The organism is Leptospira ainazelensis, assembly GCF_016918785.1.
Taxonomy (GTDB): Bacteria; Spirochaetota; Leptospiria; order Leptospirales; family Leptospiraceae; genus Leptospira; species Leptospira ainazelensis.
Map to the genome: position 1 here is coordinate 57,414 of NZ_JAFFPT010000003.1, position 22,538 is coordinate 79,951.

23 protein-coding genes are annotated in these 22,538 nt (G+C 40.0%); 10 read left to right on the top strand and 13 right to left on the bottom strand.

Features of this window, described 5'->3' with window-relative positions; translation table 11 throughout:
- The first annotated feature begins 73 nt into the window (after positions 1 to 73).
- The 4 genes from JWG44_RS00295 to JWG44_RS00310 all read left to right on the top strand — a co-directional run bounded on the left by JWG44_RS00295 (position 74) and on the right by JWG44_RS00310 (position 3,026).
- Positions 74 to 460, top strand: coding sequence for a nuclear transport factor 2 family protein (locus JWG44_RS00295; protein WP_205272964.1), 387 nt, complete (start codon positions 74 to 76; stop codon positions 458 to 460).
- Between the two features lie 100 nt (positions 461 to 560).
- Positions 561 to 1,259 (top strand): FecR family protein, encoded by a 699-nt coding sequence (locus tag JWG44_RS00300; RefSeq protein ID WP_205272965.1) that lies wholly within the window; start codon positions 561 to 563, stop codon positions 1,257 to 1,259.
- A 421-nt stretch (positions 1,260 to 1,680) separates the two neighbouring features.
- Positions 1,681 to 2,394, top strand: coding sequence for a glycoside hydrolase family 25 protein (locus JWG44_RS00305; protein WP_205272966.1), 714 nt, complete (start codon positions 1,681 to 1,683; stop codon positions 2,392 to 2,394).
- 140 nt (positions 2,395 to 2,534) lie between these two features.
- Entirely contained in the window at positions 2,535 to 3,026 is a 492-nt protein-coding gene (locus tag JWG44_RS00310; RefSeq protein WP_205272967.1) for a TPM domain-containing protein, read from the top strand.
- A 6-nt stretch (positions 3,027 to 3,032) separates the two neighbouring features.
- Here the strand turns inward: JWG44_RS00310 and JWG44_RS00315 are convergent, their stop codons facing one another.
- The 5 genes from JWG44_RS00315 to JWG44_RS00335 form a co-directional block, all read right to left on the bottom strand.
- A complete protein-coding gene (locus JWG44_RS00315) occupies positions 3,033 to 3,485 on the bottom strand; it encodes a VOC family protein (RefSeq protein WP_205272968.1) in 453 nt (150 codons plus the stop codon).
- On the bottom strand, positions 3,482 to 3,913 hold the full coding sequence (locus JWG44_RS00320) for a hypothetical protein (protein ID WP_205272969.1): 432 nt from the start codon (positions 3,911 to 3,913) through the stop codon (positions 3,482 to 3,484). Before JWG44_RS00320 ends, JWG44_RS00315 begins: the two co-directional genes overlap by 4 nt.
- Positions 3,910 to 4,413 carry an SRPBCC family protein gene (locus tag JWG44_RS00325; RefSeq protein WP_205272970.1) on the bottom strand — a complete coding sequence of 168 codons (504 nt, stop codon included), beginning with the start codon at positions 4,411 to 4,413 and terminating at the stop codon, positions 3,910 to 3,912. The genes JWG44_RS00320 and JWG44_RS00325 overlap by 4 nt, the downstream gene beginning before the upstream one ends.
- A gap of 34 nt (positions 4,414 to 4,447) precedes the next feature.
- Positions 4,448 to 4,798 (bottom strand): ArsR/SmtB family transcription factor, encoded by a 351-nt coding sequence (locus JWG44_RS00330; RefSeq protein ID WP_205272971.1) that lies wholly within the window; start codon positions 4,796 to 4,798, stop codon positions 4,448 to 4,450.
- Between the two features lie 252 nt (positions 4,799 to 5,050).
- Entirely contained in the window at positions 5,051 to 5,395 is a 345-nt protein-coding gene (locus JWG44_RS00335) for a hypothetical protein (protein ID WP_205272972.1), read from the bottom strand.
- Positions 5,396 to 5,796: 401 nt separating this feature from the next.
- Between JWG44_RS00335 and JWG44_RS00340 the strand changes: the two genes are divergently transcribed.
- Together JWG44_RS00340 and JWG44_RS00345 are read left to right on the top strand one after the other, a co-directional pair.
- Complete coding sequence (locus JWG44_RS00340) at positions 5,797 to 7,092, top strand: patatin-like phospholipase family protein (protein WP_205272973.1); 1,296 nt, start codon at positions 5,797 to 5,799, stop codon at positions 7,090 to 7,092.
- A gap of 108 nt (positions 7,093 to 7,200) precedes the next feature.
- Positions 7,201 to 7,815, top strand: coding sequence for a hypothetical protein (locus JWG44_RS00345; RefSeq protein ID WP_205272974.1), 615 nt, complete (start codon positions 7,201 to 7,203; stop codon positions 7,813 to 7,815).
- Between the two features lie 156 nt (positions 7,816 to 7,971).
- On the opposite strand, the gene JWG44_RS00350 is transcribed toward JWG44_RS00345, so the two are convergent.
- Entirely contained in the window at positions 7,972 to 8,376 is a 405-nt protein-coding gene (locus JWG44_RS00350) for a nuclear transport factor 2 family protein (protein ID WP_205272975.1), read from the bottom strand.
- Between the two features lie 66 nt (positions 8,377 to 8,442).
- Positions 8,443 to 8,670: a hypothetical protein gene (locus JWG44_RS00355; RefSeq protein ID WP_205272976.1), complete on the bottom strand. Its 228-nt coding sequence runs from the start codon at positions 8,668 to 8,670 to the stop codon at positions 8,443 to 8,445.
- Between the two features lie 104 nt (positions 8,671 to 8,774).
- Here JWG44_RS00355 and JWG44_RS00360 point away from each other — a divergent pair, with 104 nt between their 5' ends.
- Entirely contained in the window at positions 8,775 to 9,182 is a 408-nt protein-coding gene (locus JWG44_RS00360; protein WP_205272977.1) for a hypothetical protein, read from the top strand.
- 665 nt (positions 9,183 to 9,847) lie between these two features.
- Positions 9,848 to 11,443, top strand: a complete 1,596-nt coding sequence (locus tag JWG44_RS00365) for a sensor domain-containing diguanylate cyclase (RefSeq protein ID WP_232371406.1) — start codon at positions 9,848 to 9,850, stop codon at positions 11,441 to 11,443.
- Between the two features lie 751 nt (positions 11,444 to 12,194).
- On the opposite strand, the gene JWG44_RS00370 is transcribed toward JWG44_RS00365, so the two are convergent.
- Positions 12,195 to 13,346, bottom strand: coding sequence for a helix-turn-helix domain-containing protein (locus JWG44_RS00370; RefSeq protein ID WP_205272978.1), 1,152 nt, complete (start codon positions 13,344 to 13,346; stop codon positions 12,195 to 12,197).
- A gap of 246 nt (positions 13,347 to 13,592) precedes the next feature.
- The gene (locus JWG44_RS00375) at positions 13,593 to 14,702 is read right to left on the bottom strand and encodes an AraC family transcriptional regulator (protein WP_205272979.1); all 1,110 of its coding nucleotides are present in this window, start codon (positions 14,700 to 14,702) and stop codon (positions 13,593 to 13,595) included.
- An 887-nt stretch (positions 14,703 to 15,589) separates the two neighbouring features.
- On the opposite strand from JWG44_RS00375, the gene JWG44_RS00380 reads away from it, so the two are divergent.
- Together JWG44_RS00380 and JWG44_RS00385 are read left to right on the top strand one after the other, a co-directional pair.
- Entirely contained in the window at positions 15,590 to 17,188 is a 1,599-nt protein-coding gene (locus JWG44_RS00380; RefSeq protein WP_205272980.1) for an EAL domain-containing protein, read from the top strand.
- A gap of 426 nt (positions 17,189 to 17,614) precedes the next feature.
- Positions 17,615 to 18,010, top strand: coding sequence for a hypothetical protein (locus JWG44_RS00385; protein ID WP_205273005.1), 396 nt, complete (start codon positions 17,615 to 17,617; stop codon positions 18,008 to 18,010).
- A 138-nt stretch (positions 18,011 to 18,148) separates the two neighbouring features.
- Here the strand turns inward: JWG44_RS00385 and JWG44_RS00390 are convergent, their stop codons facing one another.
- From JWG44_RS00390 to JWG44_RS00405, 4 genes are read right to left on the bottom strand one after another with little or no spacing between them, the layout of a single operon-like run.
- Positions 18,149 to 18,547: an STAS domain-containing protein gene (locus JWG44_RS00390; RefSeq protein ID WP_205272981.1), complete on the bottom strand. Its 399-nt coding sequence runs from the start codon at positions 18,545 to 18,547 to the stop codon at positions 18,149 to 18,151.
- Positions 18,548 to 18,556: 9 nt separating this feature from the next.
- Positions 18,557 to 19,552: an LB_137 family protein gene (locus tag JWG44_RS00395; RefSeq protein WP_205272982.1), complete on the bottom strand. Its 996-nt coding sequence runs from the start codon at positions 19,550 to 19,552 to the stop codon at positions 18,557 to 18,559.
- The gene (locus JWG44_RS00400; protein ID WP_205272983.1) at positions 19,549 to 20,991 is read right to left on the bottom strand and encodes a tetratricopeptide repeat protein; all 1,443 of its coding nucleotides are present in this window, start codon (positions 20,989 to 20,991) and stop codon (positions 19,549 to 19,551) included. Before JWG44_RS00400 ends, JWG44_RS00395 begins: the two co-directional genes overlap by 4 nt.
- 1 nt (position 20,992) lies before the next feature.
- Positions 20,993 to 22,474, bottom strand: a complete 1,482-nt coding sequence (locus tag JWG44_RS00405) for a PP2C family protein-serine/threonine phosphatase (RefSeq protein ID WP_205272984.1) — start codon at positions 22,472 to 22,474, stop codon at positions 20,993 to 20,995.
- Between the last annotated feature and the right edge of the window lie 64 nt (positions 22,475 to 22,538).

Here is a 22,538-nt window from a genome sequence, read left to right on the forward strand (position 1 = left end):
AATCGCGAGATCGTCTAACAAAGATAAGGGGATCATACCTGATTTAATATCGGTCAACCGGAGAAAGAACGTTATGCCTACTTTGGAAACATTGGAACGATTTATCGCCCTCGTGGAAGAGAATAAACACGATTTAGCGATCGAAGAATTTTATACGGAAGACGCTTCCATGCAGGAAAACCAATCCGCACCTCGCACGGGGAAACGTTTGCTCGTCGCAAACGAACGAAAGGTTCTCTCCAGAGTAAAAACTCTCACGTCGAAGTGCGTTCGTCCCGTTTTTGTGAATGCAGACAAGGTTGTTATCCGATGGATTTTTCATTTTGAATGGAAAGACGGAACTTCCATGCATATGGAAGAACTTGCCTATCAACGCTGGGAAGGTGAACAGATCGCGGAAGAGACTTTTTTTTACGATCCGGTTCAACGTCTTCCGATCCCTGCAAAGGAATCCGATTGAAAGAATCGATCCCGATTCTAAATAATCGTTTGCCTTTTTAAATTGACCGCCGATGTTTGATGTTCGATTCCGATTTTAAATCCGGGTCAGCGGGGAACTTATGAAAAAAATAGAGATCTTGTCGATTCTTCTTTGTGTAAACGTTTTTTTATTACAATGCAAAGGTTCGTCTTTGGAGCCGACAAAGGGCGCTATCACCTTCGTAAAAGGCGACGTGTCGATCCAACGCGGAGATCAAAAGATAAAGGCTTTTGTTTCTCAGGAGATTCAAGACGGAGACGTTCTGATCACGGGGTCTAAATCGGTGACAACCATAGTCTTTGGGGAAAATTCTTCCATGATCGAAATTCAATCGGATTCTCAGTTTCGTCTAAAACAGGATTCGAACGAGAGGATATTTTTTCAAGATCGTGGAAGTTCCTGGGTTCTTGCCAATAAATTGTTGAAAGGCGACAAGCTCAGTCTTCACACTCCGACCAGTACGGCGGGCGTCAGGGGAACTAAATTTTTCACGGCGGTTCGCGAAGACATGACCTTTACCTGTCACTGTGAAGGAAAGATCGAATTGGAGAATGTCGCCAATCATTCCAAAAAGATAAACGAATCCGATTATCTCGCTGTGACTAGAGGCGACAAGACGGTTTATATCACCGCAAAAGATTTGTTAGATGCGAAAATCGCGTATTCCCACAATCACAGTGAGATTGAAAATTCTCCGCTCGGAGCCCAAAGCCAAATGACGCCGGAGCAGGCGCAGGCGTTGGTTTTAATCGTCAAAAAGAAATTTGAAGCTCTTTGATATATTAAAAAAAACTAAAATAATAAGCTGAAGTTTTATCCGAATATCGTTTCGCGCTATGATTTTTTTGAATCGTTGAATCGGGAGACTGCGTTTTTTGGGGGAGAATTCAATTTGATTCGTTTACGGCCTTCTTTCAAACGAAGATTGCTTTTGGCGAATTCTTTCTCGAACGATTCTTTTGAATCCGATTGTATGAGCTCTTACAAAACTTCATAAACCTATGCCGCGTCGTATGAAAGCAGAAGTAGATCCGCTTTACTTCCGTAACCGACTACGATAGGTTCTCGTAGCTTGATCTTTCGGATAAAGTAAACTTGAGTTTTGGGACGCGTCGTAAATCGAATTCGCGGCTCCGAACCATACGAATAAGAATGATTCTTTGGTTGAAAAAAAAATATCTCAAAGAAGAATTTTCAGAATGAAACTCCGAATATCGCTCGCGATCGTTTTGATCGTAATTCTTCTGTTTGGCGGTTACAAAGCTCTGGACTCGGGGAGAATTTGGTTCGTATATCCTTCCGAACAAAAATATCCGATCCGGGGAATCGACGTTTCCCATCATCAAGGAAAGATCGATTGGGATCGGGTTCCGAAATCGGAAATTTCCTTTGTTTATATCAAGGCCACCGAAGGAGGCGATTTTCGAGATCCTTCCTTCGCTATCAATTGGAAGGAGGCGAGACAGGCCGGGTTTTTAGTAGGAGCTTATCATTTTTTTACACTCTGCAAATCCGGGGCCGAACAGGCGGAGAATTTTATAAAACGGGTTCCCAAAGAATCCGATGCCCTTCCGCCCGTGATCGACCTTGAATTTACGGGGAATTGTAAGGAAAGGCCCAAACTTCAGGACGTTCAAAAAGAAATCCGAGAATATTTGACCCGAATCGATTCTTACTACGGTAAAAAAACGATTTTATATTTAACTTTCGAATTTATAGATCAGTATATGGGTGAAGAATTTTTCGAACATCCGATTTGGATTCGAGATATTTTCAAACATCCGAATACGTTCTCGGACCTTTCTTGGGTTTTATGGCAATATAAGAATCGGGGAAGAATTCTCGGGATCGAAGGTTACGTCGATTTGAATGTATGGAACGGAAGTTTAGAAGAATTATTTTCCAAAAATTGAATGTTCGACGTGTATTTGAGAACAATCAGCGACCCAGAAGTTTGGATCCAAAATAATACATTTTATAAGTTAGAAAATTTTCAAAAAAAGGATTCTACAAAAAATAAATAAAAAAAACAATACGCATTGTTGTGTAAGTAATGAAATTTGGAATTCTCCTATTCTTATATTTTGCTCTATTCCTTTCGCCTTTTTCTTTCCTTTATAGCGGAATTCAAAAAAGCCTAAAAACGGATTGTGCTCACGACTACGCAAATAAACTTTCTGTAGAAACAAAATCGACCGTCAATCTTCTCTGTAATTCTCTTTACATGGAAACGAAACTTCGATTGGAAGTCGTCATTGTCGCGTTACTCGATAATCTTACGGAAGAAGAATATGCAGTAAAATATTTTCAAAAATATTCCCAAAATGATATGTCGTTTTCGGAATATGGAATCGTAGTCTTGATTTCTTTCAGCGATCGTAAGATTCGGATCGAATTGGGAAGGGTCGCCGCCGAAAGAATGTCGAACTCGGAAGCCAAAGAAATCATCGAGAAAGATTTTATTCCTTATTTCCGTCAGGGCCAATTGAATCTTGGTGTCTCCAACGGAGTCAAAGCAATCGTGGATTGGTTTTCAATCCACTGATGAAAGTTATTTTCCGTCAAATGCTTCTTTGAGAGTTTTTATTTCGAGTTTGTTCATCTGAAGCATCGCCTGCATCGCTCGATTCGCTTTTTCCTTATCCACGTTTTGTAAGAATGTTCCGAGCGCCGAAGGGATGATTTGCCAGGAAAGACCGAACTTGTCCTTGAGCCAACCGCATCTCTGCGTTTCTCCGTCCTTGGAGAGTTTATCCCAAAACTCGTCGATCTCTTCCTGTGTTTCGCAGTTAACAAAAAAAGAAACCGCCGGGGAGAACTTAAAGTGTGGTCCTCCGTCCAAGGCCAAAAAATCCTGACCTTCGAGATGAAAGGTCGCACTGACGACCTTGTCACCGTTTTTAGAAACGTGTTCGACTTTCGAATTCTTAAAGATAGAAGTATAAAAGTCGATCGCTTCACCCAGATTATCGTTGAACCAAAGAAAAGGAGTTATTTTTTTCATAGGACTTTCAACTGCCTTTCTCTGAGTTTGCCTCCCAACCATGCGGAGGGAGGGCCGGTAAGAATGAGAGAGATGGGATACCAAAGCGGCCCGACATTGTATTTCATAGCTCCGATCGCTCCGACGGTGCTGAGAATCAAACCGATGCCACCCAAGATGAGCGCGTGACGCATCGGGTGATTCGGCGCGAGAAGGGCCGTTATATAACATCCCAAAACGCCGTAGACGAGCCGATAAGACAGAGCTAACGCATTGAGGCCGTTGTCGAACATAGGTTCTCCCCAAGGCGGATAAATATTCAAGACGTGTAATATTTGATCGGTTCCGAGGGAGGTGATAAAAATCGTCAAAAGGCCGACCAAAACCGCTCCCGTACCTTTTAAAATATTCAGAAATTTTGAATTATTATTTTCTAAAGAACTTTTCATTCCGCTTCTCCTTGAATCGATGTGGAAGATAAAACTTCGTCGAGTCTTGCGTAACTCATGGCAACTCCTCCTTCCATCGGCGAGTGAACAACGGAATCTCTCGCTTCCAAAGATTCGTATTTCATCGTAGCGGTCATAAACGTCTTACCGTTTTTTTCGATCAAGACGGTTGTGATCAAAGATTCGCCCGCATACCAGGATTCGTCAAAAACTTCGGTGTGGACGATTCGTTCGGGCTTTTCGATTTCTTGATACACTCCGCCAACTCCCATAACACGTCCGTCCTCGTGTCTCCAGAGATATCGATATTTACCGCCGACTCTTAGGTCGATTTCACAAACGTCCATAGACCAACCCGGCGGACCCAAAAGCCAACGTCTGACAAATTCGGGTTTTGTGAACGTTTCAAAAACCGTTTTGCGAGGCGCGTTGAACTCTCGAGTCATCACGATTTCCAGATCTCCTTTGGGAACAAGTTTTAGATTTCCAGCGGCGTTCATTCGATTCTCCTAAATGTAATTGAATTCCAATCGGTCATTTTTTTTTCTTTGCCTTGAGTTCTTCTAAAAGAACGTCGAGTTGTTCAAAATTTCCTTCCCAAAATCTGCGATATTTCTCAAGCCAATCAAAGGCTTCTTCAAGGGGTTTCGCGCGAATCCTTCTCGGTCTTTTTTGAGCCTCGCGGCCTCTTGCTATCAAACCCGCGTGTTCCAAAACTTTCAGGTGTTTTGAAATCGCAGGTTGACTCATCGCAAACGGTTTAGCCAATTCCATCACGGAAGTTTCTCCCGAGGCCAAACGAGCAAGGATCGCGCGCCGAGTAGGGTCTGCGAGTGCGGCAAACGTTAAATCCAGGCGATTCGAAGTTGCGAGTTTAGAATTCATTCTTTATATAACTATTAGGTTATATAAAGAATGAATAGCAAGCCTTTTTTTGAATTCAAAAGAGATTTTCTTTCTTTTTAGTAAAAACTGAAATTCTGATGAATGGCTTTTTTGAATACGACTTCGAAGAATGTAAAATTGGTTTTGCTGAGAAATTCGAAATTACGTTTGGTTATTCTTTTCCCAAAAGTTTGAAGAGAGCCAGATTCTCAAAGTAAAATGATTTCGCTGAGGGAACGAAGAAACTGCGGGTTACTGTGTGGGTGGATTCAGTTCGATATTAAAGAAATCGCTTTCTTTATCACATTCGGAAAGTCGGTCGAGTGCAATAAAACAAGATAAGAGGATTATGTTATAATCTCTTTCAGGAATTACCTTTGAGCTTGTTGCCCAAGCCGAACTGATTTGCTCCACAGGCATAACACCGCAAAAAAGACGGACATCGGATCTTCGATTCCATTCTTCTCCAACCCCGTTTTTGCATTTTTTAAGGTCCGACTCGGTAAATACCGAACAGGACATGACAAAAACGAATAAAAAGACCTGAATCCATGAGTTTTGGGGTCGGAGAAATAGATTAAACAAACTTGCACCCATCTTTTAAACTCCGGGAAAGAATGAAAATTACGATGTTTTTTTCCAATAGAAAAATCTTCTGAATTAAATCCGGATTAATCGCCATAAAAATATTTGTCAATAAAAAATTAATTCAAATTAAATTTAACTATGTAAAATATTCGTAAAAAATGAATTTAAAATATTCTATATTATGATACTTACATATTATGTTAAATATTCATAGTTACGTTTCTGTTTTAATGATGTTCCTTTTCTTCTCCTGCGGGCATTTGCCGGCGAATATCATTATTTCTGAAAAACCCGATTCTCGATTTCTGAATGTAGCTGATAAGTATTCCGATTTTTACTCGCAGGAACTTCGACAAATTTATATACGCCGCGATCGAATTAAAATCGGCCCTAAGGAAGAAATTGTTGGTTTGGCGCTGTCGGGAGGCGGTGTTCGCGCAAACGCATTTAATTTAGGTCTTATGAGCGCATTAAACGCCGTTACAAGAAAAAACAAACAAATCAAAATGGAAACAAATTCAATCTCTTATCTGCAACGGATTGACTATATTTCTTCCGTTTCGGGAGGTTCCTGGTCTTCCGCGGCGTATATAGCGTATCCGAACGAGGATTCGAAATTATTCGATTGTTTGGATTCTTTTGCGTTATTCGGGAATGAGGGCGGTTCCCAACAAGATCCTTGTGAGGAAATTCAGAGGCGATTAAGGCTGACACAATATACGGCTTATAGCGGCGGTAGGTGGAAAGAGGACATTCTAAAATATAGCATGCCTGAGTTTACTGATTTTACCATCAATAAATTGTATGATCGAAACGGGTTTGCAGAGAAACGTCCTTATCCGATTTTTAATACCACACATAGCGTTCCGTTTTTCGAAGAAAATTACAATAAGGCAAAACACTATCCTTTCGAATTTACACCTTTCGGATTTGGAACCGATATGGATTGCGGAAATACAAACGACGATTGTAAAAAATGGGGAATAAGGACAAATCAGGACAAAAAAGGGATATTCACAAATTCTTATTTAACATTTCAAAAAAAGAATATTTTCGGAATAAAATCCGATATTCAGTTTTCCGATATCCTTCGTGCATCCAGCGCATTCCTAAACCTCACACTCGGAATTACGATACACAGTAACGTTCAAAAGGACGAACGAGTTCGTGATGAATATACGCTTTCGGACGGAGGTAAGAGCGATAACCTAGGTTTATTCTCCTTGGTTGTCAGAAATGTACCAACGATCATCGTTACCGACATTGGAAATTATAGTTATGAGAATTTTAATATGTATGAGGATATCAGGACGACTCTTAAAATCATTGAAACGCGATTAGGCGTTACAATCGATATTGAAAAGGTAAATTATCAGAATGTGCCGGTGATTCAGTTTGAATACAAACTCTTAGATAGAAAAAACGGAGCGGTTGGCAAAATATTCTACGTCAAACCGATGGTGACCGAAAAGTTTTATACGCTGATATCGAAGTGCAAAAAATCCGGGAAATCCGTCGATCCAGACCTTTTAAAATTATTTAAGAATTCTCGGAAATATTTTCCAAACGATGTTACGGTTGATTTGGAATACGAAGAGGAGCGGGTTCGGCTTTACTATTTACTGGGGAGAATAATAGGAACTCCTCTCTATGATATAATGAATTTAAAATCGAGTGATTGGAAAAACGAGGCCCTCTGCAAGTAGTCATCTTTTATCCGCGATTCCCGTCACAAACCGACTGAGTCCAACGTCTTTACTTCAAATAACGAAACGGATTTTAGAAGACGTTTTGAATCGGGACAGGACTTGGTTATGATCAAAAAAATTCACTATTTCTCCGGGCTTACACTCGCGGTATTTATCGGACTTCATCTTTTCAATCATTTTGCGAGTTTTCGGGGGCCGGACGCTCATATCTCGGTGATGGAGAATCTACGTTTTATTTACCGAAACCCGGTTGTTGAGACTTTGCTTTTGTTTGCGGTTTTGACCCAAATCGTCTCCGGAATTCGTTTATTCTTGCAAAAGAAAAAAGAAATTTCGAAAACTTTTGATCGAGTGCAGATCGCAACGGGATTGTATCTTGCAATGTTTTTGATCGTTCATCTGAGCGCGGTTTTGACCGGACGATTTGTTTTACACCTGGATACGAATTTCTACTTTGGAGCCGCAGGGCTGAATACATTTCCGTTTAACGTCTTTTTTATTCCTTACTATTCCTTGGCGGTCATATCCGTTTTTGGTCATATTGCGGCGATCCATAGAAATAAAATGAAACTTACGGTTTTGGGAGCCTCGCCTGGACAACAATCGGTTTGGATTTTGATCGTCGGAGTGATTCTTGCGGGAATCCTAATATACGGTCTTACAAACCGTTTCCAAAAATTTAAGATTCCTAATGAGTATAAGATCTTGACCGGAAATTAATATCTTTTGTTAAGCGAAGAGAAGAATTCGAAAACTTCTCTTTAGAAGCGGACTCCTTACTACTTGAGTCTCATATCGATTGTTGTATGAGACTTTTTTTGACCGTGTTCGTACGATTCTTCCGGATGAAAACCGTTTCTAATCACCGGTGTTTTCTTATGATTTAGCCGTCGTCTTTGAGGACTTGTTTTTTTTCGAAATCAAACTTCGAGTGTCGAAATAAACTTCGTTTCTCGTGATTTTACCGTCTTTGATCTCCACAATGTCCATTCCATATTCTATGATTTCGGTTTCTTTTGTGGGAATGACCGCTTTCCATTTGAGTAAGAATCCCTTTTCATTCGGAAATATTTCTTCGTGAGTCCATTTCCAATGCGGGTTTTTCCGAAGTAAAAGTTTGAAGTAGGGAAGGATTCTTCCGTGTCCTTGAAAACCGTTTTTTGCGGTAGGATCCGAATAGAAGGCGTCGTTTGCATAAAATGAAATCAGCTTTTCCGGTTGATTTCCTGTCCAAGCGGAAAGCCAACGAGTACAAAATTCTTCTGCTTCTTTAAAATTCATTCTAAACCTTTTTATCCAAAATATGAATCGTATCCCCGAGTGGAATCAATTCGTTTTTCGATTTTTTTAACGATTGATTTTTGTTTTTATCTTACCGAGACGGCGAAGGTGAAGTCCGACCGCAAGACGTACGATCTCGGAGGTTTTGACTCCGTAACTTTTCGCCAAAAGGTCCACTTCCTTCCACCAAGACTCGGGCAATCCGACCGATCTTCTTTCGAGAGGAGCTTCCGGATCGATTCTAGGTTGTCCGACTTTGCGAACGACCTTTTGTTTGATCCTTTTTTTAATCATCGAAAAGAATATAATAACCGGTTATTATATTGTCAATCGATTTAAAATACAAGTTGACCGATTATTGGGAAGAAACGAAGTCTTAAAAGAAATCGGGAGGGTTTATGAACGCAAAAATAATCTTATGGGTCGTTTTTTTTATTTTCGGAATTTCGGCTTTCGTTATAGAACAAAAACACGAAGTAGTCGCCGTAAGCGGTTCTGTAGGGGCGGGGAAATATCTGGTTTGGTCCGTGTTTCTCGGCTTTCTCGCTTACACGATTTATTGTAGCTGGCGTGAGAATCTATTTCACAGTATCGGAAAAATGTTAAAACTACACTGGGCAAGACAAATCGGAATCGATCTTTATTTAGGACTCGGAATATCTACGTTTTTTATTTATTTAAACGAAGGTTCGATATGGATCGCTCTTTTTTGGTTTCTCCCTACGGTTGTTTATGGAAACTTAGCCATCCTATTCTACTTATCACTTCATTACGAAACGATTCTAAGTCGATTTTGGTCCCTCTGAAAAGCCCATCACCTTACTCACAAAGTTGTTTGAATCTTAAGAAAAATCTGTCGTAACAACGACAGTCCTCCGTGAAAGTCGCGGCCCCGCCCTGCGACGCGATCCATAGAGAGCGGCGCATTGAGTTGGTACAAAATTTTGGGTGGAGGGGCGGGTGGCGGAAAACTCCGGGAGATTTTCCTATATCACAAAATCATAATTTTGCAAGGAATATTCTCTTTCAGAGCTTTTGTAGGAACTCCTGCAAGAAATTTTACTGGAATCCTTCTTTCTAAATAGCTTTTTAACTTGTGGGTAAGGTTATGGAAAAGCCGGAGGGCGTGAACAATGAGCTACAGCATCTGTGAAATTATAAAAAAATAGAACCGCAACAAGATGTCCATGCTTTTGACACGCTCGTATTAATTTCGTTTCGTAAACGTGTTCATGATTTGAGAATTCAATTCTCAAGGAATCTAAAAACGCCGAATCTTTGTCCAATGAAATACAAAGTTTGTCAAAACCAATTCCGTTTCGCAATGATTTCGATCCGCAGATTCTAAGATAAATATTTCATTTTTGAATTCGATACTTTTTCAAAGGGAATTCCTATTTCTTTTTAACGGGCAAAAATGCAATTCGACAATAGAGATTCTTTGTCCCTATCAGATCGAGGAGTGTGAAAGTTGTTACGAAAATATCGAATTCAGAAAGATAAGGAAAAAATAAGAATCAAGAAGAGAATCCTCTTTTTGCTTTTTGCGATCATTCCGCTCTTTATGGTTCTAATTCTCGTTTACGAGACACGAAAATTGGAGAACGATCTTTATCGGATTGTCGGAATGAGAGCGCGCGCTACACAAGACTACCTTCACCGCGTGAGCAATCAAAGCCGAGCTCTTGGATTGTCGGTAACGGATTATATGATATTCCACGAAGATTCTTCGGTCAACCCTCAGATTCTTAAAAAAATGAAGGACTTTCCTGATATCAATCGTTTTGGAATTTCAAGATACTCCGGCTCAAAAAACGACGCGGCGTTTGCGGGTACACTGACTGCGGTAGGATCGATTCATAAAGTAAATTCTTCTTTGTTAAGAGAACTTGAGGCGATTCTGAGTTTGGGCGGACAGTTTGAGACTTTGGTCGAAAAACAACCGGAAGTGGTCTGGGTTTACTATCTTTCAAAACGACAATTTCTTTACTTTACACCTAACATTGGGAAGGCGGTAAATTTTCAATTTACGGACGAACTTTATACGAGACCGTTTTGGGTTCAGACGGAACCGAAGACAAATCCGGATAGACGCCAGATTATCACCGAATTGTACGAAGATATCAATGAAAAGGGATTGATGATCACAATCGCAGAACCCGTTTATTATCGTGATGAATTTATGGGAGTCGCTTCCATCGATATCGGATTGGATATGATGAAAAGGATACTTGAAACCGGAGACTGTATCGGCGAAAGCCTTCTCATCGACGAACATCGGCACGTAATCGCTACCACCGGAAAGGATGACCTTCGCGCTTTGCAGAAAATTCAAGTTCCGGAATTCCCCCTTTCCCAGTCGTTATTTAGAAAAGACCTGACTTACTGGGCTACTTTTGAAGTAAAGACCGGCGAGGTATATCTCATTCATAAAATCGAAGTGTACGAGTTTATTTTTTATCTCATCAAAAGTTTGCTTCCGATTTGGGGACTCGTTTGCGCCTTAGCCGTTGTATTGATTTTATATCTTCAGCTTCGCTCCTCCATTGAACAAATTTCAATTTTGATTCATACGGATCCTTTGACCGGGATTTCCAATCGAAGAGGGTTTTTGAAATTAGCCCAGAGATCGCTCGCTATCAGCAACCGGCACGGGCAGACCTGGACTATCTTGATGTTGGACATCGATCATTTCAAATCGGTAAATGATCAATATGGTCATGACGAAGGAGATCGAATTCTTGTAAGGGTCGCACAGATTTTGAGCTCTTGTATTCGACAGACGGATGCCGTTTGCCGTTGGGGCGGGGAAGAATTTGCCATCTTCCTTTTTGGGGCAAATCCCGAAGATTCGATAAACATTGCGGAACATTTGCGCGAAGAAGTGGAGAACAAGGTCGTACTTCAGGATGGAAGTTCCGTGACAGTAAGTATTGGAATCTCAGAAGGTCGGGGAGGAAAACACGGTTTGGAAGAATCCTTTTCTCACGCAGACCAGGCCCTGTATCGAGCAAAGACCACCGGACGCAATCGAGTTTGTGTTTTCGATCCGGTTCGTTCTTTTTGATTCAAATTATATAGTGGAGAGAACAGAATCCTGTGCCGGGTTATGATTCAAAGCGTAGAAGGGAACTCACTCTATTGTACTGGTCTACCAGGTTAGCTGTAAAAAGTTAACCTGGTAGACAATTTTCGGATTCATTCTTCTTTTCGAATCGATTCTCTTCCTTCTTTCCAAAAAAATCCCGCTTCTTATCAAAATTCCGATCTGAATTCTAAAAAACAAATCTTTCTAATTCTTAGATTTACTAGTTATTGAATGCAACTTATAACGAGAAGGGATGAAAGTTTCATTCTAGTTTAGAATGAATTCAGTTTTGAGTGAATCCAATTGGAACCTTAAAAGCAACCAGCTCCTATATCTCCATAGAAACCTCTGTATCTATTTGGTTAATTTGCATTCATTAGCCAGGTAGATATTTTTTTTTAGGAATTCTTCTTTTCACACGATTCAAATCCAATCCAAAGATTCTTTGAAATTCTCGGTTGAGACTTTTTTAAATGAGATTCTGATTTGATCGACCCTTACTTTTTATTTTTCTTTTTTCTCAGGAAGAATGTAGATAGTTTTTTAAGGTTTCTTGCAATGAGAGCCAGAGAAAAGTTCTTCTTTTGCGATCCCCGGAGATTTTTTGTAGGAGCTGTAACAAATTTTTAAGCACAGACCCGTGCCGTAATCTGAGAACAAGAAATCGAGTATAAAACCAAAGGACTTGTCTTATACCCGAAAGAGGTCCGGATTTTTTTTATTAGCTTTTTTAGTTCTGAGAATTGACCAATTTTCTAAATTCCCGAGGCGACTTTCCCGTAAATTTTACACAGGCTCTATGGAAGGAGGAGGCCGAATTGAATCCGCATTCTAAAGCGATCTGTAAAAGATTCATATGAGATTTATTTCTTAGGTTTCTTTTTACGTCTTCGATTCGATGCATGTTTAGAAAGTCGGCGAACTTCATAGACATGTGTTTGTTGATATAATACGAAGCCTGATGTGTGGAAAGGCCGAGATAAGAGGCAAAATCCGGGAGTCTCAATTCCTCATCCGCATAACCTCGGATTTGTAAAAATGCCTGGACTCTTTCTTCGATTTTACTCAATTCCACACCCTCTAAAATGTTTCGACTCGATTCCGGAGTGGTTTCCTCCTCTTCAAAAAACGCCGCGGGTTGTTCATTCGGTATTTCCGAGAAAACGATCGTTTCTTCCGGTTTCGGTTCCCCGTTGACTTTGCTAAAAAGGACGGGATAAATTCTTTCGATTAGGGTCACATAGGCCAACAGGATTCCCGGTATGAGTTCTGAGACCAAAAGTATCCTCGTAGATTGCAGAATTGTTCCCGTAAAATCTAAAAACAAGGAGAACGAAACCATAAATGTGATAAAAGGAAAATGATAGAATAACGATTCCTGCCGCGTTTTGTGAATCGTATAACAGGACCAGACGAAGGTATAGAGCATGATGCTGATTCCGATCCCATCACAAAGACAAATGTAGACGACGCTGGGAAGAAGAAAGGAAAGAAGAATGGCCAGGGGAAGAATTCCTATCATTCGTTTGCAAAAGAACCACGGGTTTTCCATTTCTCCAAGTATGAATTTCATACAGATGAGAACCGCAGAACATGCGTAGAGGACGAGTCCAAAATAGAATCCTAAAAAGACCGGATCTTTCAATAGTCTTGGGTCCGTCTCCTGAGGAAAAAGAATTTTGTTATTTGCCATCAAAAATACGCTTACACTCAATAAGATGGTTCCGTATGCCTTGTTGAATCCGTTTTTCCTTCCTCCGTAAAATCTGGAAATGGCCATGGTCATTCCCGTCCCAACCCCGGCCGCGTGCGTGTAAAACAAATTCACTTCCGAAAAACCGGCAAAAGACATGATATCCGATAGAATATTCAAGTTAAACATGGGATGCACCTCCTCTTTTATGTTCCTGCATGAGTTTGAGGAGAGTTTAACGCGTTTCGGATCCGGATGCGTCGGCAAATATAATTAGAAATTGTTGAAATTATAAAAATCAGAATATTCTATTTTAGAATTTAATTTAATCGGAAATAAATTCTATAAATTATAGACTTAGAGGATTTCTTTACCGATTTCCGAATCGAATTCGGTAAAGAACTGGATGAAAAAGGGAATTTTCGGGAAGGTCGTTTAACTTTTTAGTTGAATGTCGTGCGTAGATTCGTAGTGGATGATTCTAGGCTGGGATTCTCTAAATTGTTTCGGCGACATTCCGGTTTCCTTAAAAAAGGCCTTATAAAAAGAAGAATTGGAATTGAATCCAACGGCGATTCCGACGGAAACCACCGAGCGGTTTGGGTCGTTGAGCAGCATCGATTTGGCTTCTTCCACCCGAAAACGATTGATATAATTATTAAAATTGATTCCTAAGTGGTTGTTGAGAAAAAAAGAAAGCTGGTGCACTGAAATCCCGAGTTCTTCTGAAAGATCCGGAAGTCGAATCTCCTCGTCCAAATAAATTCTTTCTTCTTTTACCATATAGGCCAGTTTTTCTTCCAGTGCGTGGATATCTATATCGTGCAAAAGAGAACGTTTTGACAGGATTTTGTTCGATTCGATTTCAGGAAAGTCCATCATCCTCGGGAAGAGAAGCGTCATAAAATAATAAAAAACCAAAACAAAGGTTGTGTGAACACTGGAAAGAAGAATCAAGGATTTGTTTTCCAGAAGAATTCCCGCGATTTCCAAGGGAATACAAAGTGAAATGGTAATCACGAGAAGAAGTATGATCCTAAAATTCACTTTGGAGAGGAGATATTCTCGATCTCTCCAAACGTTTACGATCGCAATCGCAAAGTAAACAAAAACATACACGTCCGTCAGAAACAAAAAGAAAGAGAGTTCTTCGCTCTGAGGCTGTTCGTAGAAGGTAGCGATCGGAATCGTGAGAAAAAAAGGCCCTAAGAAATTCCAATAGTAGTAGAGAGGAAGCTCCCTATACTTACGGAAAATCATCGATGAAATCAGAAAAACAAAGGTCCCGCTGGCCGCTAACGCGATGATATCGATCAGAAATAGAAGCTTAGAAAGCCAAAGATGGTTTATCAAAAGCAGGCTATTTTCGTCGATTGCTTGGAAGATCGCCGTTAAAATTAAAACATACGATATCAGATAATCGATTTGTTTTTTGGCTCGAATCCAATTTCCAATTCCCAGAATCAGCGCAAAACCCGCGCCGAATCGAATGAGACCGATTAAAAATGTTTCATTTAAGAATGAATCTAAATCAATATTCACCATAACTCTTCATGTTCTATTTAAATATTTTTTGATTTCTTTGTATGAAAAACTAAAGCAAATCTTTTATAAAATCAAAATCGATCGAATTCTAATTTTTGAAAAGAATAAATTAAATTTTAAAACGAATTCTATTTCTTCTTAGCAAATTCTATAAAAAATAGATCATTCTATTATGAAAAAACGGAATTACATTCTGATTTTAAGTTACAATATAAAAAATGAATATTACAGTATCATTGTAATTTGAGATAATTCTTTCTAGAATTTAATGTTTTGTCGTAAGAATATACGAACTTTCGTAAGGAATAACTCATTGGAGGACATGAAATTTACTTTAATTGATTCTGATTATAATGTGCATGCTAGCATTTTTAAATGATGATTGTTCATATTTTAAACCGAGCAAAGTTGCTTGGATCGATTTCTTTCTTCCTGAGAATGGAGAAAAAAATATCTCGGTCCGAAATGCAAAGAAAACAAGGGATCTTCCTGTCGGTTCGTTCTTTTTTTACAAATTTTATGGGACCGAGCAGGCCGAGGTTTTCCGAAAGTATTTTTAAGGAGATGCTGATTCTTTTCAAAAAGGATTTACCCAACCGAAATCTTGAAGAATTCTGAACTCAGTTTATATCTTGGGAGGTAATTTTAAACCTAAGGAAACCAAGTTCATTTTTGAAAATTGGTTTTGAGAAAAAGGAAAAAGTAGGACTGAAAAAAAGTAGCCTTTCTTTTTTTGAGGAAGTTGGAGGTTTGCTATTATATACTCCATTCAAAGAATAGAAAATTAGAGTTTTTATCCTTCGGTGAGTGGAACTCATTTTGGATTTGCATAATACTTAGATTATAAACTGAAAGGAAAGAAGCATAAATTACTGTAAAATCCTAGAATGCTTTCTCAATTTCATGATATTCAATTGGATCGCGATCTCGACTCTCGAACCTACAGTTATGCGTTGTACAACTTCGCAGGGGAGCTTCTCTATTCGGATGCAGATTACGATTCCCTTCGAAAGTTGGATTCAAAGTTGAATCGAGCGATCGAGCGATTCTTGGAATACGGAAATATCTATGCACACGGTGTCGGGATACGGAAAATAAGAACCGACCGACGAATTGAATTGATAGTTCGCTCCGCTTTGGGCCGAGTTTACAAAGTTAATTTCGAAATCAATTCTAAGAGTAAGGTAGTTTTTGTTCATATCGAGTCTACGACACAGGCTTCGATCAATTCCGAAAAAAATCGCCTACAGAGATTTCGTTCCTTGAGAAACAATTTACTCCGTTCTCTTCGGTTACAGAGCACGTATTTTTATCTCGTAAATATTGAAATTTACAATCATCCCTTTTTGCATCAATTTGAGAATCAGATCTACGAAGCCGTTTTTTTGGATTTGCACGCGGAGTTTTTGACGATCACAAATTCTCAAAATCTCGGATTTCGAGTTTCTGCAAATCAGATTTTCTTTTCCTATCAGATCAACAAACCGGATGTGGATATCAATTGGATTCCTTCGAGTTTAATTTCCTATATGAAAAACACGATTCAAGTGGAAGGATACGAATTTCATCTCAAACTTTCGATCGGCGGATATCATACTGCGGAACCCTCTGTGACTCCGCTTCACATTCTGCGTGGGCTTAAGAACAATTTGAATCAGGTGATTGAATATCCTTTCAGTCGTTATGCAACGGAAAGTCAAAATGACTCTTCCCAGATGATCGCCACGTATTTGTCCTTGAGGAATTCTGTTCACAAAAAGGAACTTTTTCTTCAATATCAGCCGATTCTTTCCGCAGATACGAGGACTTTGCATTCTTTAGAGGCTCTTTCTCGTTGGAATCAATCCGAAAAGGGAATGATCAGTCCTGATATTTTCATTCCCCTCGCCGAAGAATCGGGTTTGATCAGTTCCATCGGATCTTGGGTGATTCAAAAAGCGTTTCGAGATTTTACGGAGCTCAAAAGAAAGAATCCATCTTCGAATTTTATCTGTTCGATCAATATTTCTCCGTTTCAACTCAAGAATCCGGAATTCGCTGACAATCTTATATTCTATTTTTCAAACTTAAATCTTACTCCGGCTTCGGTCATTTTAGAAATTACGGAAAGTCGTTACGAAGAAACCCCTCTGATCATTGAGCAGATGTCTATCTTAAAAAAATTCGGTTTTCAAATAGCGATCGATGATTTTGGGGTAGGGAATTCTAATTTTTCAAGAATTGAAAAGATCGAAAGTGATTACGTAAAATTAGATAAGAGTTTGATCCTGGGAACCGATTCGAACCCGAGTAAAAGAAGTGTTCTTAGAGCGATCTCGCAGGTTCTGCTTTCTCTCGGCAAAAAGACCGTTTTTGAGGGAATCGAAAACACAACCTTGGAGAAAATTGCGATCGATTGTGGAGCAAATTATCTGCAAGGATTTCTCTATGGAAAACCTTCCAATCTTTACGATCTTCCCTTTCTTACCCTTTCGGGTTCTAAATAAAAATATCGTAGTATGGAATTGAAAATTCTATACAAAAACCGTCTAACGTTAGTTTTAAATTTGAGCACATCCGGATTTGTACCTGATTGCTTAACCGAAAGAGAAAATCATCCAAAGATATTTTCTCTTTGTAAATAGAAGGGAGCCAATAGTAAAAAAGTGTTCCTTTTATAGAATGCGGCGAACGTTCTTTAAAACCCGATTATACTCTTTCACAATTGAGCTTCGAATTGAAATCCTATAAAATTCAATTCGTTGTTTTTTGTTCTGACAAGGACACGTAACGTTTTGCCGACAAAGAATTAAAGAATCTATTTTGAAATTCATCGTTGGTAAATTGATACGAATATAGATTGAGCGAGGGTGCAAATGCAGGTTAGCAACGAATTTGTTATATTCGATGTGCAAGGAACTTCCACAAAGACCATGTGGATCAAACTCTCCGGCGTCGTTGACAACCGTTCCATCGTGAACGTAAGGGACGTCATTCTATCGATTCTGGATGATTTTTCAGGAATTTATATTCTGGATCTCAACCAAATCGAAAACGAAGATTTTCCCAATCTCACAAACTTTCGAAAGATGATCGCCGATTCCATCCGTATCAATCAAAACTGTATTCTTCTTTCCGATAGCAGGAAGTTGGAATTGTGGATCGAAAATTACACAATCTTTAATGGAACGTATTTGGCTAAGGTTCCCAAAGAATTGGATCAGTTAATTGAGCGCAAACTGGATGAGGATCTTCTTTTTGCAAATGTTTCTTCCGAGGAACCGGACATTCGATTGCATCTGGATTATTTGATTCAAGACGGTTCTTGATCCAAGAAGTTAAGACTCATTCTTGCATTTTTGAGAATTGAAAAATCCCGTCCGGAATTACAAACGACGGGACTTGAAGGAAAACAACCTACTGCTCGGTATTAAAGAGAGTAGGTGTTTATTTGAATGCGCGAGTTCCTAATAACTCAGTGTTTTATCGACAGCTGCATCTAAATCGATTGTCATCGAAATCAGTTTGTCCAAACGTGTGAGTTCGAAAATTTTCATGATAGAGTTCGGAATCGAATAAAGAATCAATCCTCCCTTTACCTGTTTCATCAATCGGGCCTGTGTGCTGATCAAAACTGCAAGACCGGACGAATCGATATGTGTCACTTCGGAAAGATCCAAAAGGAGCAAGTTGGCGCCTCCGTCGACTTTTTCGGAAAAGACGTCCTTCAATTTTTTAGAAGAGAAAATATTGATTTCTCCTCTCGCTTTGATGACGCTGATATTCGGTTTGAGTATGTGATGTACGTGAGAGTTCCCTACGGTCTCTACGGAAAGTTCATCTTTCGAGTTGTTGGTTGTTTCCATTGTATATTCCTAAAAATTGATATTTATTTTCATTTCGATTTTTTGATCTTTCTCAAACGAAGACTCTAAGGGACGTCCAGTCTCTTGAAATAAGAATTCGTAAGTAACCGGAAAGGTCAAAAGAGTTGTGTTCAAAAGGTAACTAAACGCCAGTGAAAGAAGAAAGATCTGGTTGAGTTGTTTGTGTTTTTGAAACTGTTCGTTTCCCGATTCGAGCCAAAGCACCGATCCGTTTCCTTGCGGGACTAACGTCGGCGCTCCCGATTTCGCTTTTTGCGCCGCTATAAATTCATGTAGGGCGCCCGTTGCAAAAAAACCCGTCAATCCCATAAGAGTGTATCCGAACTTACGATGTCCTTGGTTTTTTAGATAATATCCGGGGATTAAGTAATCGATGAGAGTGATCGATTGTTTTTTCGCACTATCGTCGGTTTCTTTTTTGGATTCTTCTTCAAGAACGTAAGTGAGCGCGAGGATTTCCTTTCTTGGAATTTCAATCGGAGTTATAGAAGATTCTTCTTGGACAAAAATGGATTCTCCGTTTACCCTTTTGATTGTGGAGAGAATGTCTCGGTTCTGTGCGGAAGAGATCAAAAGTCGAAAACCTGCCTGAGAGAGTTGTTCTAACATTTTTATGGACGGTTCCTCGAGCGTAAGATCTTTCAGATCTTGCAGAGAAATTCTAAGATAGTGATTTTTTTCGTCCATGTAGTAAGCTGTTTGTGAACTCAGTTTGAGAAGTTTTAAACCGCATTTTCTTTCCGGTTCGATTTTTGGAGTGAGACAAAGTCGATTTCCCAAATCTTCAAAAAAAAGTTCTAAGATCTCCTTTTTTTCGATTTTTCTTTCCGATCCGTTCGTGATGATTACGATATGATCGTTATGACCTTCGATTTCTTTCCATTCTCCCGTGACAACTTCTCCGGATTTTAGAACCACTCGATGTGCGATGAGTTGTTCCGTAAGAAACGAACAAAGTAGGATCAAAAGAAAAAACAATTTCATTTGGACAGCTCGATTGTGATCGGTGTAGTAAGATCGATTTTTTTTTGCGATTTGTTTTCGATAAAAGTGATCGATTGATCGTCTTCGAAGATTGCCTTTAGAAAAGGACTGATCTTGGAATCTTTTACGAATTTTAGTTTGGAATTCCGCATCGGTTTTTTTTCCAGCGTAATGGATTGAATCGTATAAGTAGGTAAGGTGATCGGGAAATGTGTGGAGAACAATTTTGTTTTGTCTCCGTCGATGACGAGCCGTTCTCCATACACGGGCGCGGCGCCTGCAATATGGACGGCGATATAATTTCTAACCTCGGCCGCTTTGGCTTCGGCCTCCGCTTTTTTTAAAAATGCCTCCGAATTTGTTATGATTTCCTGGATCGGAGTTTTGAACGTTTCATTCGATAAGGCGGATTTTTCGGAAGATGGGGAGTTTTCTTCTTCCACGTATTTTAACTTTTCAGCCGAAGACTTGATCGCGGCGGCCTCGCTTACGTCACCGAGTCGTTCCGCATTCTTATCCGAAATCCTTGCGATTTCGCTTCCTGCGTTGTAGTAGTGACCCAACATCAAAAGACGTCGATTGGCCTTGATCGCAATCTCCTTGTCCTTGTCTGAGAATGCAAGTTTTGCGTATTCCGTGATCGCGTCGTTTTGGTTTCCCGTTTTTTCGAGAGAATATGCCCGAAGGTATTTCATTTCTGCGGAATGGAGTTCGGTCTTCGCGATTTCCTCCAATACTTTTGAGTAATTTCCCTTTGCAAAATAAGCCCGGATTTTTGCTTCCGGACTGTCGAAATTGGCTTCGATTTCTTTTGCGTTCTCTTTCGATTTGAGAATCACTCCGGTGAGGATTTCCGCGTCGTTGGCAAAACTTGTTCCCGGATTGTTTTCCAAAACCTTTTGCAGATCCTTTAGGGCCGCGTCCAATTCTCCTTGCGCCGCCAGACAAAATCCTTGGTGCAAAAGGATAAATCCGCTTTCTTCACTTCCTTTGGGAAACGAAAGCAGCGCCTCTTCGTAAGAGTTGTAAGCGTCCTTATAAGCCTGATTCCTTTCCAAACGAAAGGATCTTTCCAGGGCCCGAATTTTCGAAGAATTGAGTTCGAAGTGGATCGGAGGTTTTCCAGTCACGAAGCGGACGACGTTGATTAGACCGGCCCCGAAATTTTGCCATACGTTGGTCTCAAAGGAATGGATCTGATCACTTTCGATCAAGGCACTCTGGAGATTGTTGAGATTCATTTCGGCTCTTAGATTTTCTTTGTTGGAAAGAATACTTTCAAATTTGGATCTAAGAATGTCGCTGGAGAAGGAAAAGTTTAGAACCTTTCTTTTTTCCAAAATCACCTTGAGTTCGAAAAGTTTCGTATCCAGAACGATCAATCCGAAAAATAGAATCACCAAAAATCCGATGATTGCGATAAAAGCGCTCTTTTTCATATTAAGAGATCTCTAATATTCCAAAAGTAACGTCGTCCGGAAAATGATTCGCAAAAGACTTGAGTTCCGTTTGTAAGCGAGAGAGCAATTCTTCCGGGGGAAGTTCAGCATATTTCTGAAACGTTTCTAAAAGACGATCGTCTCCGAATTGTTCCTTTGCAGGACTTTCCGCGTCTAAGATTCCGTCGGTATAAACGAGGATTTTGTCCCCCGGTTCGGTTCTGATTTTCAAAACTTGGTATGGATCGGGAATTCCGATTCCCAAAACGAATCCGGTCGAATTCAAAGTAAGAATCGTTCTTTTTGTTTTGCGAAAGTAATAGATCGGATTGTGCCCGGCGCTACAGAAGTAGGCGAATCCGTCTTTTTCGAAAAGAAAAAAGATCCCAGTCGCGAAAAAGGTTCCTTGCAAGGTTTCAAATAGGTTTTCACTGAGTCGACCGAGAACCTCGGCGGGATTGATCGTTTCTTTTAGGATGTCCCGCATATTGTAGTGAATGATGGAGGTGATCAATGCCGCCGAAACTCCGTGCCCGGTCGCATCCGCCATAAAGAATGCGCTCCTAGTTTCGTTGATTTCGACAATTTCGTAGATATCTCCGCTGACTTCTCGCATCGGTTGGTAGTGGATATGAGCCTGAAGGAGATTGAATTTTTTTCGTTTCCCGGGAAGAAAACATTCCTGGACGTTTTTACCGATTTCCAACTCCGTTTGGATCTGCGTGTTTTTCAGATGTAACGCGTCAAACTGGGAAGAAATTTTTTCCGCCATTCCGTTGAACGTATTTCCCAAAACGTCCAATTCGTCCTGAGAGGTTTGTTTCCAAGAAACCCTGGCCTTGAGATCTCCGGTCGCCATCGTCTCGCTGACTTCTTTCAGAAGAAAAAGACGGATAAAAATTTTACGATAGAGAAAAATTCCGAAAAGAATCTGAAACGTAAATCCCCAGACGAGTAAAAGTCCGAGTTGGATGTAAAGAGAACGCAGACGATCGATCATCTCGCGCATTTTGATTTCGGAAATTAGGAATGTTTTCGGATTGAGAAAAAAGATCAGATGTACGATAAACTGATCCGTGTCCAGTTCGATATCATACGAAGTATTGAGAGCGGCCTTGGCGCTCGATATTTTGCTGAGTTTGGATTTGAGATCGGAGAAGGGGGAAACGGCTCCGTTGGAAAGAAGGGTTCTCGTCTTTTCCAAAGAGCTGTCTTCGATCTCCAGAACCGAAAAATTACTGAGGCCGATGCTGAAAAGTTTACTCTGGAACTCGTTGATCTGAGAAGAATCTTGATAATCGACGTTACCGAAGGATTCTATCTTTTTAAGAATTTCTCTCGCGACCCGATCCGATTCCAGAGTAAAATTCGAAATCAAAAGATCCGTTTGATTTTCGAAAATCATGACCGCAACAAACGTAAGATTTACTACGGTCAAGATCGTATAAATGACGATAATCTGTAATCGAAGAGACTTCTTCATGATCAAGATAGATTATCGTTTTTATAATTTCAAAAATCACTGCATGCTATAAATTGGCCTCTTT